Source organism: Janthinobacterium rivuli, from assembly GCF_029690045.1.
Lineage (GTDB): Bacteria > Pseudomonadota > Gammaproteobacteria > Burkholderiales > Burkholderiaceae_D > Janthinobacterium > Janthinobacterium rivuli.
In genome coordinates, this window is sequence record NZ_CP121464.1 from 5,663,858 (window position 1) to 5,678,673 (window position 14,816).

The 14,816-nt window shown below is 64.2% G+C and carries 15 protein-coding genes; 9 read left to right on the forward strand and 6 right to left on the reverse strand.

All coding sequences use genetic code 11. The annotated features are described in order from the left end of the window. Positions 1–60: 60 nt before the first annotated feature. Positions 61–1,053, reverse strand: coding sequence for a TRAP transporter substrate-binding protein (locus P9875_RS25680; protein ID WP_423221862.1), 993 nt, complete (start codon positions 1,051–1,053; stop codon positions 61–63). Between the two features lie 135 nt (positions 1,054–1,188). On the opposite strand from P9875_RS25680, the gene P9875_RS25685 reads away from it, so the two are divergent. Then, a complete protein-coding gene (locus P9875_RS25685) occupies positions 1,189–3,207 on the forward strand; it encodes a sensor histidine kinase (protein WP_278316965.1) in 2,019 nt (672 codons plus the stop codon). Between the two features lie 39 nt (positions 3,208–3,246). Further along, positions 3,247–3,831, forward strand: coding sequence for a response regulator transcription factor (locus P9875_RS25690; RefSeq protein ID WP_099401532.1), 585 nt, complete (start codon positions 3,247–3,249; stop codon positions 3,829–3,831). A gap of 49 nt (positions 3,832–3,880) precedes the next feature. Here P9875_RS25690 and P9875_RS25695 read toward each other — a convergent pair whose 3' ends face one another. Next, on the reverse strand, positions 3,881–4,708 hold the full coding sequence (locus P9875_RS25695; protein WP_099401533.1) for a siderophore-interacting protein: 828 nt from the start codon (positions 4,706–4,708) through the stop codon (positions 3,881–3,883). Positions 4,709–4,730: 22 nt separating this feature from the next. After that, the gene (locus P9875_RS25700; RefSeq protein WP_278316966.1) at positions 4,731–5,297 is read right to left on the reverse strand and encodes a PadR family transcriptional regulator; all 567 of its coding nucleotides are present in this window, start codon (positions 5,295–5,297) and stop codon (positions 4,731–4,733) included. Between P9875_RS25700 and P9875_RS25705 the strand changes: the two genes are divergently transcribed. Together P9875_RS25705 and P9875_RS25710 are read left to right on the forward strand one after the other, a co-directional pair. Then, positions 5,292–5,417, forward strand: a complete 126-nt coding sequence (locus P9875_RS25705) for a hypothetical protein (RefSeq protein WP_278316967.1) — start codon at positions 5,292–5,294, stop codon at positions 5,415–5,417. The two genes, P9875_RS25700 and P9875_RS25705, sit on opposite strands and share 6 nt — an antisense overlap. A gap of 122 nt (positions 5,418–5,539) precedes the next feature. Beyond that, positions 5,540–5,917: a DUF3052 family protein gene (locus P9875_RS25710; RefSeq protein WP_099401535.1), complete on the forward strand. Its 378-nt coding sequence runs from the start codon at positions 5,540–5,542 to the stop codon at positions 5,915–5,917. Positions 5,918–5,924: 7 nt separating this feature from the next. On the opposite strand, the gene queG is transcribed toward P9875_RS25710, so the two are convergent. After that, a complete protein-coding gene (gene queG, locus P9875_RS25715; RefSeq protein ID WP_278316968.1) occupies positions 5,925–7,016 on the reverse strand; it encodes a tRNA epoxyqueuosine(34) reductase QueG in 1,092 nt (363 codons plus the stop codon). A 78-nt stretch (positions 7,017–7,094) separates the two neighbouring features. Between queG and tsaE the strand changes: the two genes are divergently transcribed. Genes tsaE through P9875_RS25730 form a run of 3 tightly spaced genes read left to right on the forward strand, consistent with a single transcriptional unit; the run spans position 7,095 to position 9,795 of the window. Further along, a complete protein-coding gene (gene tsaE, locus P9875_RS25720; RefSeq protein WP_058049853.1) occupies positions 7,095–7,583 on the forward strand; it encodes a tRNA (adenosine(37)-N6)-threonylcarbamoyltransferase complex ATPase subunit type 1 TsaE in 489 nt (162 codons plus the stop codon). After that, positions 7,547–8,944 (forward strand): N-acetylmuramoyl-L-alanine amidase, encoded by a 1,398-nt coding sequence (locus tag P9875_RS25725; protein WP_035821991.1) that lies wholly within the window; start codon positions 7,547–7,549, stop codon positions 8,942–8,944. The genes tsaE and P9875_RS25725 overlap by 37 nt, the downstream gene beginning before the upstream one ends. A gap of 14 nt (positions 8,945–8,958) precedes the next feature. Next, the gene (locus P9875_RS25730) at positions 8,959–9,795 is read left to right on the forward strand and encodes a D-hexose-6-phosphate mutarotase (protein WP_278316969.1); all 837 of its coding nucleotides are present in this window, start codon (positions 8,959–8,961) and stop codon (positions 9,793–9,795) included. Here the strand turns inward: P9875_RS25730 and P9875_RS25735 are convergent. Both P9875_RS25735 and P9875_RS25740 read right to left on the reverse strand, forming a co-directional pair. Continuing rightward, positions 9,792–10,772: a carbonic anhydrase gene (locus P9875_RS25735; protein ID WP_235211737.1), complete on the reverse strand. Its 981-nt coding sequence runs from the start codon at positions 10,770–10,772 to the stop codon at positions 9,792–9,794. The two genes, P9875_RS25730 and P9875_RS25735, sit on opposite strands and share 4 nt — an antisense overlap. Positions 10,773–10,980: 208 nt before the next feature. Next, positions 10,981–11,631 carry a VTT domain-containing protein gene (locus P9875_RS25740; protein ID WP_176387447.1) on the reverse strand — a complete coding sequence of 217 codons (651 nt, stop codon included), beginning with the start codon at positions 11,629–11,631 and terminating at the stop codon, positions 10,981–10,983. A gap of 248 nt (positions 11,632–11,879) precedes the next feature. Between P9875_RS25740 and P9875_RS25745 the strand changes: the two genes are divergently transcribed. Both P9875_RS25745 and mutL read left to right on the forward strand, forming a co-directional pair. Beyond that, a complete protein-coding gene (locus tag P9875_RS25745) occupies positions 11,880–12,818 on the forward strand; it encodes a peptidylprolyl isomerase (protein WP_278316970.1) in 939 nt (312 codons plus the stop codon). Between the two features lie 69 nt (positions 12,819–12,887). Next, positions 12,888–14,795, forward strand: coding sequence for a DNA mismatch repair endonuclease MutL (gene mutL / locus P9875_RS25750; protein ID WP_099401540.1), 1,908 nt, complete (start codon positions 12,888–12,890; stop codon positions 14,793–14,795). Positions 14,796–14,816 lie beyond the last annotated feature (21 nt).

A 14,816-nucleotide genomic window follows, 5' to 3' on the forward strand; every position in this document is an offset into this window, starting at 1 on the left:
GTTGCTGCAGAAAGACAGGGAGGTCCCTGACAGCCGCGCCGGGTGGCGCGGCCAGCGCGATTACTTCGCGCTTTCCTTGTTGATGGCCGAGATCAGGTCCTTGCCGATGCGCCCTTCCATGGCCTTCTGCACGGGCGCCAGCGCCTTGCGCCATTCGGCCTGTTCCTGCACCGTCAGGGTATAGATCTGCGTCTTGCCCGCTTTCTTGATGGCGTCGAGGGCCTGGTCGTTATCGCGCTGGGCGATGGCTTTTTCAAACGTCGTCGCCTCGCGCATGGCTTTTTCCAGCTGGCCGCGTATATCGGGCGGCAAGCCGTCCCAGAACTTCTTGTTGACGATGACGGCATAGCCCAGGTAGCCGTGGTTCGACACGGTCACGTGTTTTTGCACTTCATGCATCTTTTGCGTGTACATATTCGATGGCGGATTTTCCGTGCCGTCGACCACGCCCGTCTGCAGCGCCTGATACACTTCCGAGAAGGCCAGCACCTGCGGATTGGCGCCCAGCGCGCGCATTTGCGCGTCGAGTACCTTCGACGACTGGATGCGCATTTTCAGGCCCTTGAAGTCGGCCGGGCTGTGCAGCGGCTTGTTGGCCGACATCACCTTGAAGCCATTGTCCCAGTAAGCCAGGCCCGTGATACCCTTGGGTTCCAGTTTTTTCAGCAGGCTCTTGCCGATTTCGCCTTCGGTGACGTTGTACAGCGCCGTCTTGGTGGGGAAGATGTAGGGCAGGTCGAAGGCTTCGAATTCCTTCACGCCCAGCGGGCCGAACTTGGCCAGCGACGGTGCCAGCATCTGCACGGCACCCAGCTGCAGGGCTTCGAGTTCTTCCTTGTCCTTGTACAGCTGGCTGTTCGGGTACAGTTCGACCTTGACCTTGCCATTCGTGGCTTTTTCGGCCAGCTGCTTGAAACGTTCGGCGGCCTGGCCTTTCGGCGTGTCCGTCGCCACGACGTGGCTGAACTTGATAACGATGGGGGCTTGCGCGTAAGCGTGCACGCCGGCGGTGGCGCCTATGGCCGCGCACAGCGCGACGAACATGGTTTTCATCTGCATTATTGTCTCCTGAGTGGTTTTTGAAAAACTTTATTATTTGTCTACTTGGATATTGTGCCAAAGAAACTGCCGCCGCTATTGTGGTTAACCACAATAGCCGGCTCCCAATAAGCCGCTACCCTGCCAGCCATGCCGACTCCCCCCACCCTTGCACGCCGCTTCAAGCTATCGAGCCCGATGCGCTGGCTGCTGCCCGTCATCCTGCTGCTGCTGTTCCTGTCCATCCTGTTCTGGCTGCCCTGGCAGGCGCGTCAGATGGAAAGCAACGAGCGCCAGGAGCAGCTGATCGCCGATACGCTGTGGGTGGAGCAGACCATCCGCTTCCAGTTGGCGCGCAACGAGGAAAGCCTGTTCAACCTGGGCGTGGACATCGCCAGCAGCTCCCTGTCGGCGGAAAAAGTGCACGAACGGCTGCAGCAGATGTTGCGCAATGGCCGTGAATTGCAGCGCGTGCTGTGGCTCGACACCAGCGGCAAGGTGCTGGCCACCAGCGACAACAGCCTGCCGCATGCCCTGTCGTTTTCGCCCGCCTCGCTGACGGCGGCCGACAATGCACGCCGTTTGCACCGGGGCCAGTACGCCCAGCCTTCGCAGCAGAGCGGCTTTCCCGACGCGCCGCCGGGCGCCATGCTGATGGATTACCACCAGCCCCTGTTCGACGGCCAGCGCTACGTGGGCAGCCTGGTGGCCACCTACCAGATCAGCAGCCTGCTCGATGAAATGGTGCCGTGGTGGTTTGCGCAGGATAACCAGATTTCGCTGATCGACCGCGACGACAAGGTGCTGGCGCGGCGCGCCGCCGCCGGTCCCGGCCACGGCGTGTACACGCACAAGCGTGCGCTCGACGTGCCCGGCGCCACCATCACCCTGTTTACCGACAGCGTGAAAAGCCAGCCCAAGCTGCTGCCCAATTTGCTGGTCGGCTCCGTCATCGCCCTGTCGCTGGGGCTGCTGTGGAGCTTGCTGGCCCTGTGGCGCCACATTTCGCGCCGCCTGGTGGCCGAAGGCGCGCTGCGCCAGCAGATGCTGTTTCGCACGGCGATGGAAAACTCGCTGGTGACGGGCATGCGCGCGCGCGACCTGGAAGGCAGAGTCACCTACGTCAATCCCGCGTTTTGCCAGATCGTCGGCTATCCGCCCGAGGAAATCCTGGGCCGTTTGCCGCCCATGCCTTACTGGGTGCCCGAGGCGCTGGAGGAATACCAGCAGCGCTTCGTCAAGGCCCTGGCCGGCAATCCCACGCCGCAGTTCGAAACCTATTTCCAGCGTCCCGACGGCACGCGCGTGGCCGTGCTGATCTTCGAGGCGCCCTTGGTGGACAAGAATGGCCAGCAAACGGGCTGGATGGGTTCCGTGCTCGATATCTCGGACCGCAAGCGGGTCGAGGAGCTGAATCGCCAGCAGCAGGAAAAACTGCAAACGAGTTCGCGCCTGGCCACCATGGGCGAGCTGGCGTCGATGCTGGCGCACGAACTGAATCAGCCGCTGGCGGCCATTTCCAGCTACACGACGGGCGCCTTGAATTTGATCCGCCGCGCCATCGAGCATGACGCTCCCGTCGATCCGGGCACCTTGAAACCGGCGCTGGAACAGGCCAGCGCGCAGGCGCAGCGGGCCGGCCAGATCATCCGCAGCGTGCACGATTTCGTGCGCAAGAGCGAGCCGCAGCGCCAGGATATCGCCATCCGCACCCTGATCGACGGCATCCGCGCACTGATCGACCTGCAGGCGCGCAAATACTATGTCACCATCCAGGAAGAGCTGCCGCCGGACCTGCCGCTGCTGCGCGCCGACCCCGTGATGATCGAGCAAGTGCTGCTGAACCTGACGCGCAACGCCATCGAGGCCATGCAGGACGCGGCGCCGGGACGGCGTATCATGCGCCTGCGGGCCAGCCACGACGCGCAGCAGGACATGGTGACGGTCGACGTGATCGACCATGGACATGGCATTCCCCAGGACGTGGCCGAGCGGCTGTTTTCGCCGTTTTTCTCGACCAAGTCCGAAGGCATGGGCATGGGCCTGAACATCTGCCGCACCGCCATCGAATTTCACGGCGGCGCGCTGACCTTCGGCGCCAACCCCGCTGGCGGTACCATCTTTACATTCAGTGTGCCGGCCGCGCCGCGCGCGCCGCACTCGCACTAACCAGTAACTAATAACGCATAACGACAAGCCGGAGACCCCATGCTACACATTATCGACGACGAAGAAGTCGTACGCGACTCCCTGTCCTGGCTGGCCGCCTCGCGCAGCATCGAATCGCGCAACTACGCCAGCGCCCAGCAATTTCTCGATAGCCTCGATGGCAGCTTCGATGCCGCCGGCGACTGCGTGCTGCTCGACGTGCGCATGCCCGACATGAACGGCATCGCCCTGTTTGACCAGCTGGTCAAGCGCGACCTGACGGCGCGCCTGCCCGTGATCTTCCTCACCGGCCACGGCGACGTGCCGATGGCCGTCGACAGCCTGAAACGGGGCGCCTTCGATTTCTTTGAAAAGCCGTTCAACGACAACGACCTGATGGACCGCGTGCAGCAAGGCCTGGCCAACTCGCGCCAGGCGGGCGAACTGGCCGCCGTGCACGCGCGCCTGGCCACCCTGTCGACGCGCGAACGCGAAGTGCTGGACCTGATTTTGGCGGGCAAGATGAACAAGGTGGTGGCCGACAAGCTGGGCATCAGCATGCGCACCGTGGAAGTCCACCGCGCGCATATCTTCGACAAGATGCAGGTCAAGACGGCGGTGGAGCTGGCGGGGTTGTTGAAGTAAATGCAGTAGGTCGGCTTAGCGCAACGCGCGTAAGCCGACACCACCACCATCACTCATCGTGATGCTCATGATGCTCGGCCGCCCCATGCTTCCAGTAGCTGGCCACATGCAGATGCTGCTTCGGCACCCCGGCGTCAATAAAGTGCCCACGCAAGCCCTGCACCTGCGCGTGCTCGCACGCCACCCATACATAGCCGTCGCCATCCTGCGGCAAGGCCACTTGCGCCAGCGCTTCCAGCAGCAGCGATCCCTTGCGGCCATTGCGCGCCACCCAGCGCACGTCCAGCTGCGCCGCACACTCGAGCGCAATATGTTCGCCATCTTCGACGACCTCGATCACGGCCATCGCGCGCGCCGTGGCCGGCAACTGCTCCAGGCGGCGGGCGATGGCCGGCAAGGCCGTCTGGTCACCCACCAGCACATACCAGTCGAAATCGAGCGGCACCAGCATCGAGCCGCGCGGGCCGCCCACGCCCAGGGTCTGGCCGGGCGCGGCTTGCGCCGCCCAGCTGGCCGCGGGGCCGTCGCCGTGCAGCACGAAGTCGATTTCCAGCTCGCGCCGTTCGGCGTCGTAGCGGCGCGGCGTGTAATTGCGGGCAATCGGGCGCGCGCCTTCCGTATACTGGATGGGATTCGGGCCATTGCCCAGCACGGGAAACACGGGAGTAGCCTGCCCCGGGGCGGGGAAGAACAGTTTCACGTGGTCGTCATGCGCCGGCGAGGCAAAGCCGTCCAGGTCGTCGCCCGCCAGGGTGATGCGGCGCATGTGCGGCGTGATCTGCTCGGTGCGCACGACGGTGAGCACGCGCAGTTTCAAGTCATGCCGCACGCGCTCGATGGCATGCGGACGTGGTGTTGCTGGTGATGCAGTAGTCATGGCTTATCCTTGTAAAGTGGGCTCAGTGGCCGTCGACGATGGCGTTCGCCGCCTGTTCCAGCACGGCGGATACGCGCTCGGCTTCCGCGTCGCTCCAGCTGGTCTTGTTCAGCAACAGCGCATGCTTGAGCGTGTGCATGGCCTGGCGCACGCGCTCGGGCAAGGCGTTGCGCGCCTGGACGCGGGCAAACATGTCGAGGCGGGCCAGGATGCCATCGACCTGGGCGCGGTTCTCGTCGAGATACGCACGCCCCAGGTCCGTGATCGTGTAGAGCTTCTTGCCGCTGGCGCTTTCGGACGATGTGACATGGTCCTGCTCTTCCAGCAAGGTCAGGGTCGGATACACGGCGCCCGGGCTGGGGGCGTACGCGCCGCCGCAACGCTCTTCGATGGCCTTGATGATTTCATAGCCGTGGCGGGGGCTGATTTCGATCAGCGCCAGCACGATCAGCGGCAAGTCGCCGCGGCCGAAGACGCGCTCGGCCCGTTCACCGCGCCCGCCGCGTCCACCAGGACCACCGCCCATGCCGCCCATGCCGCCCATGCCATCACCGCGCTCGTCGAAGCCGCGCGGGCCGCGGCCATGCATAAAGTAGTCACCGCGGTGCTCATGGAGATGTTCGTGGCGGTGTTCGCCATGCTGGTGATGCTGGCCGCAATGGCCGTGATGATGGTGATGGCCATGCTGGCCGTGTTCTGCGTGGTGTGAGTTTCTCATGTTTTCTCTTTAAAGATATATCGTTAGTAGGTATCGTCATTTTATAACGATATATCGATAAGTCAAGGAGAAATTTGTTATGCTCGTCTTTTCACCATCCACACGCCGATGCCATGCCTGACAAATCCGCCCTTGAGAAAATGTATGTGAAAAATGCCAGCTCCCTGGCCGTGCTCAATGACGGCGGCGAACATGGAGAATTGCTGGCGCAGCTACCGACGGAGCGGCTGGTACTGGAGGGTGACAATGCCGACTGGATCTTGCTGTTCGCGCGCAGCCGCGCGGAACTGGAACAGTTTCTGCCCACCGCGCAGGCGCGGCTGGCGCCGGGCGGCGCCGTCTGGGTGGCGTACCGCAAGGGTGGAATCAAAGCGGGCAGCGACATCCACCGCGACGATATCCGCTTGTATGCGCAGGAATCAGGACTCGACAGCGTGGCGATGGTCGCCATCGATAACGAATGGTCTGCGCTGCGGCTGAAGCAAGCTTAAACGCAGGTCAAGCGACGCCGTGCAAGGCCAGCGCCCACTCGACGTGTTCGCGCACGATGGCCGACGGATGCTCGCGGCGCGACAGCAGGGCCGCGACGATGTCGGCCTGGCCCTTCGCCTTCGTGGCCGCATTGCCCATGCCGACGGCCAGGTTGCGCAGCCAGCGTTCGTGGCCGATGCGGCGAATGGCGCTGCCTTCCATGCGGCGGTTGAATTCCTCTTCCGTCCAGGCGAACAGCTCCACCATGCCGGCGCTGCCCAGGCTGTGGCGCTCGTCGAAGTCGGGCACCACAGCGCGCTGGGCAAACTTGTTCCACGGGCAGACGGTCTGGCAATCGTCGCAGCCGTACACCTTGTTGCCGATCAGGGGACGCATCTCGACGGGAATGGCGCCCTTCAATTCGATGGTCAGGTAAGAGATGCAACGGCGCGCGTCAAGCTGGTACGGTCCCAGGATGGCTTGCGTCGGGCACACCGTGATGCACGCCGAGCACTGGCCGCAGCGCGGGGTCTCCGGCGGGTCGATGGGCAGCGGCACGTCGATGAGGATCTCGCCAAGGAAAAAGAAGGAGCCGCCCTGGCGGTTGATCAGCAAGGTGTGCTTGCCGCGCCAGCCCAGGCCCCCCTTTTGCGCCAGCTCGACTTCCATCACGGGCGCCGAATCGCTGAAGACGCGGTAGCCGAAGTCGCCGATCTCGCCCTTGATGCGCTCGGCCAGCTGCTGCAGGCGCGAACGCATCACCTTGTGATAGTCGCGGCCCCGCGCATACACGGAAATGACGGCCGCAGCGGGATCGGCATCGCGCGCAGCCTCGTGCTCACGCCAGTCGGGCCCCAGCGCCGGCGGCAGATAATTCATGCGCGCGCTGATGGCGCGCACCGTGCCCGGCACCAGTTCGGCCGGGCGCGCACGCTTCATGCCGTGGCTGGCCATGTAATCCATTTCGCCGTGATACCCTGCATCGAGCCAGGCTTGCAGGGGCGCTTCCATGTGCGACAGATCCACGTCGGCGATGCGCACCTCGGCAAAACCCAGCTCGCGCCCCCATTCTTTGATGGTGCGCGCCAGGACGGCGAGATCGGTGATGGTGGCGGACATAGGGGACTTTACGGAAAACGGCAGGCGCGCGGGCGGTTACAATGACAGCAGCCTCCATTTTATGCGATACCGAAGATCATGACCGAACACTTCAAAGCCCACCTCCACGACGAAGCCGGCACCGCCGCGCTGGGCGCCGCGCTGGCGCGCGCGCTGGCGCCGGGCCTGGCGATCTACCTGCACGGCGACCTCGGTGCCGGCAAGACGGCCCTCACGCGCGCCCTGCTGCACGCGGCCGGCCATGCGGGCCACGTGAAAAGCCCCACTTATACGCTGTCCGAACCGTACACGGTGCAACTCGATGGCCGGAGCGTCAACGTCATCCACTTCGACCTGTACCGCATGGGCAGCGCCGAGGAATTCCTCGACGCGGGCTTTCGCGAAGACTTCGACGGCCGCAATATCTGCATCGTCGAATGGCCGGAGAAAGCCGAACCGGTGCTGCCGCCGGCCGACCTGAATATTTATTTGAACGTTGCGGGTACAGGACGTGATGTAGAATTGCAAGCGTCTTCTGAATTGGGTCTGTCATGCCTTCACCGTCTCAAATTCGCCCCGAACCTTTGATCTCCTCGCCCATCACCCGGCGCACGGTCCTCAAGGCCGGCGGCACCCTGCTGTTGTCCGTGTTCGCGCCCATGTCGGCGATGGCGGCGCAAATTCTCGCCGTGCGCGTCTGGCCGGCCGAGGACTACACGCGCGTCACCCTGGAAAACGACAGCATCCTCAAGGCGACCCACTTCATCGTCAAGGACCCGGAACGCCTGGTGGTCGACATCGAGGGGCTGGAACTCAACCCCACCCTGAAGGGCCTGGTGGCGAAGATCCAGTCGAACGACCCGTACATCAAGCAGGTGCGCGTGGGCCAGAACCGGCCCAACGTCGTGCGCCTGGTGTTCGACCTGAAAGAGGAAGTCACGCCGCAGCTGTTTACCCTGCCGCCGGCCGGCTCCTACAACCACCGCCTGATCTTCGACCTGTATCCCGTGCGCGAGCCGGACCTGATCGCGCAGATGATCGAAAAAGGCGACTGGTCGAGCGACCCGGCCAAGCCGCCGATGGCCGACACGCATACGCCGCCGCCCGCGCTGCCCCTGCCCGAGAGTGGCAAGCCGCCCGTGGCCGCCGTCGCGCCGGTAACGCCCATCGTGCCGCCCGTGCCCGACGTGCGTCCGGAACAGCGCCCCGAAGCGCGCCCGCTGCCGGGCCAGAAGGTGGTGCGCATGATTACCATCGCGCTCGATCCCGGCCACGGCGGCGAAGATCCGGGCGCCATGGGCAGCCGGGGCAGCCGCGAAAAAGACGTGGTGCTGGCCATCGCCAAGCGCCTCAAGACCAAGCTGGAAATGCAGCCGAACATGCGCGTCATGCTCACGCGCGACGCCGATTTCTTCGTCCCGCTGGGCATGCGCGTGGAAAAGGCGCGCAAGGTGCAGGCCGACCTGTTCGTCTCGATCCACGCCGACGCCTTCATCCAGCCGACGGCGCGCGGTTCGTCCGTGTTCGTGCTGTCCGAAAAGGGCGCCACCTCGACGGCCGCGCGCTGGCTGGCCAACAAGGAAAACCAGGCCGACCTGATCGGCGGCGTGAACGTCAAAAACCACGACAAGCAGCTGGCCAGCGTGCTGCTCGACCTGTCGACGACGGCGCAGATCAATGACAGCATGAAGCTGGGCAAGGCCGTGCTGCGCGAAATCGGCGGCATCAACCGCCTGCACAAGGGTTCCGTCGAGCAGGCCGGCTTCGCCGTGCTCAAAGCGCCGGACATCCCTTCCATCCTGATCGAGACGGCGTTCATCTCGAATCCGGAAGAAGAAGCCAAGCTGACCGACAACGGCTACCAGGACCAGATGGCCGACGCCATCGTCACGGGCATCAAGAATTATTTTGCCAAGAATCCGCCGCTGGCGAAAAGCCGCCTGACCTGACATGAAAGCCTAGCATGAGCGAGAGTATCTTTGGCGAGCTGCCGGCCGTGACCATCCGTGCCGCCGACGGCGCGCAAGCGACCGTCACCCTGTACGGCGGCCACCTGGTCTCGTGGCGGACCAGCGATGGCCAGGAGCGCCTGTTCTGCAGCCGCGCATCAAGCCTCGACGGCAGCCGCGCCATCCGTGGCGGCGTGCCCGTGATCTTTCCCCAGTTCGGCGCGCGCGGCACCGGCATGCGCCACGGCTTTGCGCGCGTGGCGACGTGGCAGCAGGAATCGAGCGGCGACACCGATGGCGCCGCATGGGCGCAATTTATCCTGACCCAGGCCGACTTGCCGGCAGCGATCGCCGCCAGCTGGGCTTACGCGTTCACCTTGCGCCTGCGCGTGGCCGTCACGGCCCAATCGCTGGAGCTGCATCTGTCCGTGCACAACACGGGCGAACAGGCGTTTCCATTCTCCGCCGCCCTGCATACGTATTTTTCGATTGATGATTTGAGCGAAGCGCGCATTGGCGGCTTGCAGCGCGTGCGCTACTCGGACGAGACGCCGCAAGACGCCTTGCAGGCGGAAGAAGTGCTGCAATTTTCGGACAAGCTGGACCGCATCTACTACCAGCTGCCGGGCGCCTTGAGCCTGCAGTCTGGCAGCCATACGCTGCGCCTGGAGCAGCAGGGCTTTACGGACGCCGTCGTGTGGAACCCGGGCGCGCAAGACGCGGCCGCCCTGCCCGACCTGGCCGACGACGAGCAGCCGCGCTTCATTTGCATCGAGCCGGCCCTGATCCAGCCCGACCTGCTGGCCGCCGGCGCCGAATGGATCGGCCGCCAGCGCCTCGCATTCGTTTAATTGGACTCTTTGATGATGCGGCCATTCGTCGGCTGAATCGGACGCGCATTCAGGGGATACAAACGGCTGAACAGCGCCATCTGCGCCGGCGACGCCTGCACCGGCTGCTTCATCACCATCCACAGCACGCCTTCGCTGCAAGGCGGCTCCGTCATCGATCCCATGTACGTGTAGTAATCGCGCCGCGTCGGCAGCATCTCGGCCGGGTCGAGCAGGATGGTCGGCTGCATGGTCTCGAATTTTTCCAGCGGCAGGTTGTTCCACACGGTCTGGATGGTCGCTTGCGGCGCACCGCGTTCCAGCAGCAGCGCCAGCACGGCTTGCCGGCCTTCCGCATCGCGGTGCACCAGGTGCACCACCATCTCGAACGCCTTGCCATTGATGCGCTCTTCGGACGGGCGGTGGAAATGGAATTGCTGCAGCTCGAACATGCGGTTCTGCACCGTGATGTAATTGCCGCCGCTCACGCCCACCTGCACCGTATGGCCATTGTCGACCACGTTGAATGACGACGGATGGTAGTCAAAGCTGATCTGCTCGAGTTCCACCTTCATGCCATCGCGGATATCGATCGGCGACTGGCGGCTGCCATTGCCGCACTTGCCCCAGTCGACGTTGATCTTGCTCCAGTGGGCCGGGCCGCTGTCGCCCTCGTACGACCAGTGCGTGCCGCGCGGCACGGGCGGCGGTGGCGGCGGCGCGGCCTTCACCACGGCGGCGCGCTTGGCGCGGGCGGCGGCGCGGGCAGCCTGGGTGGCGCGCATTTCCGCCAGCCGCGCCGCGATGCGTTCTGACAGGTCGACTTCGGCCGCTTCTTCCTTTTCGCGCGCCGTGGGCGCGACGACGACAGGCGCCTTGGCCTCCTTGCCCTTCACCGATTCGGTCAGGGTTTTCATGGCGGCCGCGCGCGCCGACGCCGACATGGGCGCGGATGCGGTGGCGCTCGCCGGGACGGGGGCATCTTTGGCGCTTGCCATGGCCGCCATCGCGGCAAGGCTGCAAGCTAACAGGGCGCTCAAATGTCGCATGGAAATCCAGAAAGTGAGAATACCCTCTGGTTTACGGCTGGAAAGCAACAAAACTTGAATCAACGCGGGAGTAAAACAGAAACAAGACAGGGAAAAACGGGATCCGGGGCCGGCTGCGGACTGTGCCGCAGCGCGCTTGCCCCGCATCCATGCGGCCTTACGCCGACTTGCCGACCATGCGCTTGTAGAGCTTCCACATGCCGCCCAGCACCACCGGCACGACGGCGGCGCCGACGCCGATCAGCACGATCAGGGTCAGGTGGTCGCGGATCCACGGGATATTGCCGAAGAAGTAGCCCGCCGTCACCAGACCGACCACCCACAACAGGGCGCCCGTGATGTTGTACATCTGGAAGCGCGCATGCGTCATGTCGGAAATGCCAGCCACGAACGGCGCGAAGGTGCGCACCACCGGCACGAAACGGGCCAGGATGATGGTCTTGCCGCCGTGCTTTTCAAAGAACTCATGCGTGCGGCGCATGGCGTCCTTGTTGATCCAGCGGTAATCGTGGGTAAACACCCTTTGCCCGATGGCCTCGCCTATCCAGTAATTGAGCGTGTTGCCCGTGACGGCCGCCGTGACGAGCAGGAAGATCAGCAAGCCCAGGTGCATCTGTCCCGTCGCGCAAAACGCGCCGGCGATAAACAGCAAGGTATCTCCAGGGAAGAAAAACAGCACCACGAGGCCTGTCTCGCAAAAAATAATGGCGAACAGCACCGCATACACGAGGGTGCCGTACTGCTCGATCAAGAGACCCAGCGTCTTGTCGACATGCACGATCATGTCGAGGAATTGCACAAAATCCATATATTTTTCCCTAAAGGTAGCGGCGGAATCATACACCACCGGACCGGCGCAACGGCAGTCCCCGGGCCGATATTTCTGGATTAATTATGCGGCGCCCTTGGCGGCGTGGCAATTTAAGTAAAGGTTAAGGAATCGCCTTATCGGCAGACAACTGTCAGGATTGCTGTCTGCAATGTTTTTCCAACGAAATATTGGCATTCCGGTATACACTTTCTGCACGGCGCAACCCGCGCCGACCAGGAGAAAACATGTATCGACACCCACTGAGCGGCCTGACCATGGCCACCGTACTGGGCCTTGCACAGCTGGCTGCCCACGCGGCACCTGTCCAGATCAAGGCGCCCGCCGAACTGCCCGCCAAGGCGACCTTGGCCGACGTGATCAAGGCTTCGAAACCGTCCGACTGGCGCCCACTGGACCCGAACAACACCCTGTACCTGGACATTCCCGCCGGCCGCGTGGTGATCGAACTGGCGCCGGACTTCGCGCCGAAACACGTGGCCAACATCAAGGCCCTTGTGGCCGAGCAGTATTACGACGGCCTGGCCATCACGCGCGCGCAGGACAACTGGGTGGCGCAGTGGGGCGATCCGAACGAGAAAAATCCCAAGCCGATCCAGCATGCGCAGCGCACCCTGCCCGGCGAATTCACGGTACCACTGAAAAATATCAAGAGCTTCACGCGCCTGCCGGACGTGGACGGCTACGCGCCGCAAGTGGGCCATTCGAACGGTTTCCCGTCCGCGCGCGATCCGAAAACCGGCACGGCCTGGCTCACGCATTGCTACGCCACCGTGGGCGTGGGCCGCGACAGCGCCAGCGACAGTGGCGGCGGCACGGAACTGTACGCCGTCATCGGCCAGTCGCCGCGCCACCTGGACCGCGACATCACGGTCGTCGGCCGGGTCGTCTCCGGCATGCCATTGCTGTCCACGCTGCCACGCGGTACGGGTCCCATGGGCTTTTATGACAGCCCCGAAAAAAACGTGCCGATCAAGGCCATCCGCCTGGCCGCCAGCGTGCCGGCGGAGCAGCGCGCGAACCTGGAAGTGATGCGCACCGACAGCGCCGCTTACCAGGCCGTGCTGGAAGCCCAGCGCCACCGCGGCGGCCCGTGGAGCAAGGTCACGGCCGGCCATATCGACCTGTGCAATGCGCCGATACCGGTGCGGGAGGTGGGGAAGTAGGCCAACTTTTAGCCCAAGAGCAAGGGCTGGGGTCAGACCCGGCGGGTCTGACCCCGGTATAATTGGCGCATGAACGCTCCCATTACGCCCCACCGCCCGATCCAGGCCCTGCCTGACCAGTTGATTTCGCAAATCGCCGCCGGCGAGGTGGTCGAGCGGCCATCGGCCGTCGTCAAGGAATTGCTGGAAAACGCGCTCGACTCGGGCGCCACGCAGATCACCGTGCGGCTGGAAGAAGGGGGCGTGAAACGCATCGCGATTACCGATAACGGGCGCGGCATCGACAAGGACCAGCTACCGCTTGCCCTGGCGCGCCACGCCACCTCGAAAATCGCCTCCCTGCACGACCTGGAAAACGTGGGCACACTGGGCTTTCGCGGCGAGGCGCTGGCCTCGATCGCCTCGGTGGCCGCCGTCACCGTGACGTCGCGCACGGCGGACGCCGCGCATGCGTGGGAAATCGTCGGCTCGCACAATGGCAGCGTCGCGCCATCGTCGGGCGCGCACGGCACCACGGTCGACGTGCAAGACCTGTATTTCAACACGCCCGCGCGGCGCAAATTCCTCAAATCCGAACAGACGGAATACGGCCACTGTGCCGAAGTCGTGCGCCGCATCGCGCTGGCGCGGCCGGACGTATCGTTCTCGCTGTCGCACAACGGCCGCACCATCGACCAGTGGAATATCAGCGAACTGGCCAAGCGCAGCGCCCACATCTTGGGCAACGACTTTGCCGAAGCGCGTCTGGCGCTGGACGAGTCGGCTGGCAGCCTGCGCATCCACGGCTTTGCCGGCTTGCCGACGGCGTCGAAGGCGCGCGCCGACGGCCAGTTCTTTTATGTCAACGGGCGCTTCGTGCGCGACAAGCTGCTGGTGCACGCCGTGCGCATGGCGTACCAGGACGTGCTGCATGGCGACCGCTTCCCGTCGTACGTGCTGGCGCTCGACCTCGACCCGGCCCTGGTCGACGTCAACGTGCACCCGTCGAAGATCGAAGTACGCTTCCGCGACAGCCGCTCCGTGCACCAGTTCGTCTTCCACGCCGTGCAGCGCGCGCTGGCGCAGACGTCGGCCACGGCGTTTGGCAGCGTGCCTGCACCTTTGCCGGCCGCTTCCACCCTGGGCGGCGATACCGCTGGCGCGGGTTTGGGTGGCCCCGGCATCTGGCGCCGCGAGCAGACGCAAACGTCGTTCGGCACGCAATTCACGAATACCTTCGCGCCCGCCTCGCCCGGCGCGAACCTTCCCTTCTTTGCCGACGCGCCAGGCGTGGCCCAGGACACGGCGGCGTATGGCGCCCTGTTTGGCGGCGCTGCTGCATCCTCGCCGATCACGCAGGTGGAACCGTACATCGCCTCGCCCGAAGCGATGGCGCGCGAAGAATATCCGCTGGGCTTTGCCCTGGCCCAGCTGCACGGCATCTACATCCTGGCGCAAAATACCAAGGGCCTGGTGCTGGTCGACATGCACGCGGCGCACGAGCGCATCCTGTACGAGCAGCTGAAAAACGCACTACAGGCGCAGGTCTCGGGCCAGGACATGCAGGTGCAGTCGCTCTTGATCCCCGTGACGTTCTACGCGGACGCCATTGAAGTGTCGACGGCGAATGAAAACCAGGACACCTTGAAAGCGCTGGGTTTTGATATCGCCGCCCTGTCGCCCACGACGCTGGCCGTGCGCTCCGTGCCGACCCTGCTGAAAAACGCGGACGCGCAAACCCTGGCGCGCGACGTGCTGCGCGACGTGCGCGAATACGGCGGCTCGCGCGTCCTGATCGAGCGCCAGAACGAATTGCTGGGCACCCTCGCCTGCCACACGGCCGTGCGCGCTAACCGGATTTTATCGGTGCAGGAAATGAACGCCCTGCTGCGCCAGATGGAGAGCACGGAACGCGCCGACCAGTGCAACCATGGCCGGCCCACGTGGGTGCAGGTCGAGATCAACGCGCTCGACAAATTATTCCTGCGCGGCCAATAAACAGTAGGGACAGTAGGTCGG

Bases quoted from the DNA above. Each gene is read 5' to 3' on its own strand.
- P9875_RS25680 (WP_423221862.1), bottom strand. From the start codon at position 1,053: ATGAAAACCATGTTCGTCGCGCTGTGCGCGGCCATAGGCGCCACCGCC.
- P9875_RS25685 (WP_278316965.1), top strand. From the start codon at position 1,189: ATGCCGACTCCCCCCACCCTTGCACGCCGCTTCAAGCTATCGAGCCCG.
- P9875_RS25690 (WP_099401532.1), top strand. From the start codon at position 3,247: ATGCTACACATTATCGACGACGAAGAAGTCGTACGCGACTCCCTGTCC.
- P9875_RS25695 (WP_099401533.1), bottom strand. From the start codon at position 4,708: ATGACTACTGCATCACCAGCAACACCACGTCCGCATGCCATCGAGCGC.
- P9875_RS25705 (WP_278316967.1), top strand. From the start codon at position 5,292: ATGCATAAAGTAGTCACCGCGGTGCTCATGGAGATGTTCGTGGCGGTG.
- P9875_RS25700 (WP_278316966.1), bottom strand. From the start codon at position 5,297: ATGCATGGCCGCGGCCCGCGCGGCTTCGACGAGCGCGGTGATGGCATG.
- P9875_RS25710 (WP_099401535.1), top strand. From the start codon at position 5,540: ATGCCTGACAAATCCGCCCTTGAGAAAATGTATGTGAAAAATGCCAGC.
- queG (WP_278316968.1), bottom strand. From the start codon at position 7,016: ATGTCCGCCACCATCACCGATCTCGCCGTCCTGGCGCGCACCATCAAA.
- tsaE (WP_058049853.1), top strand. From the start codon at position 7,095: ATGACCGAACACTTCAAAGCCCACCTCCACGACGAAGCCGGCACCGCC.
- P9875_RS25725 (WP_035821991.1), top strand. From the start codon at position 7,547: ATGCCTTCACCGTCTCAAATTCGCCCCGAACCTTTGATCTCCTCGCCC.
- P9875_RS25730 (WP_278316969.1), top strand. From the start codon at position 8,959: ATGAGCGAGAGTATCTTTGGCGAGCTGCCGGCCGTGACCATCCGTGCC.
- P9875_RS25735 (WP_235211737.1), bottom strand. From the start codon at position 10,772: ATGGCAAGCGCCAAAGATGCCCCCGTCCCGGCGAGCGCCACCGCATCC.
- P9875_RS25740 (WP_176387447.1), bottom strand. From the start codon at position 11,631: ATGGATTTTGTGCAATTCCTCGACATGATCGTGCATGTCGACAAGACG.
- P9875_RS25745 (WP_278316970.1), top strand. From the start codon at position 11,880: ATGTATCGACACCCACTGAGCGGCCTGACCATGGCCACCGTACTGGGC.
- mutL (WP_099401540.1), top strand. From the start codon at position 12,888: ATGAACGCTCCCATTACGCCCCACCGCCCGATCCAGGCCCTGCCTGAC.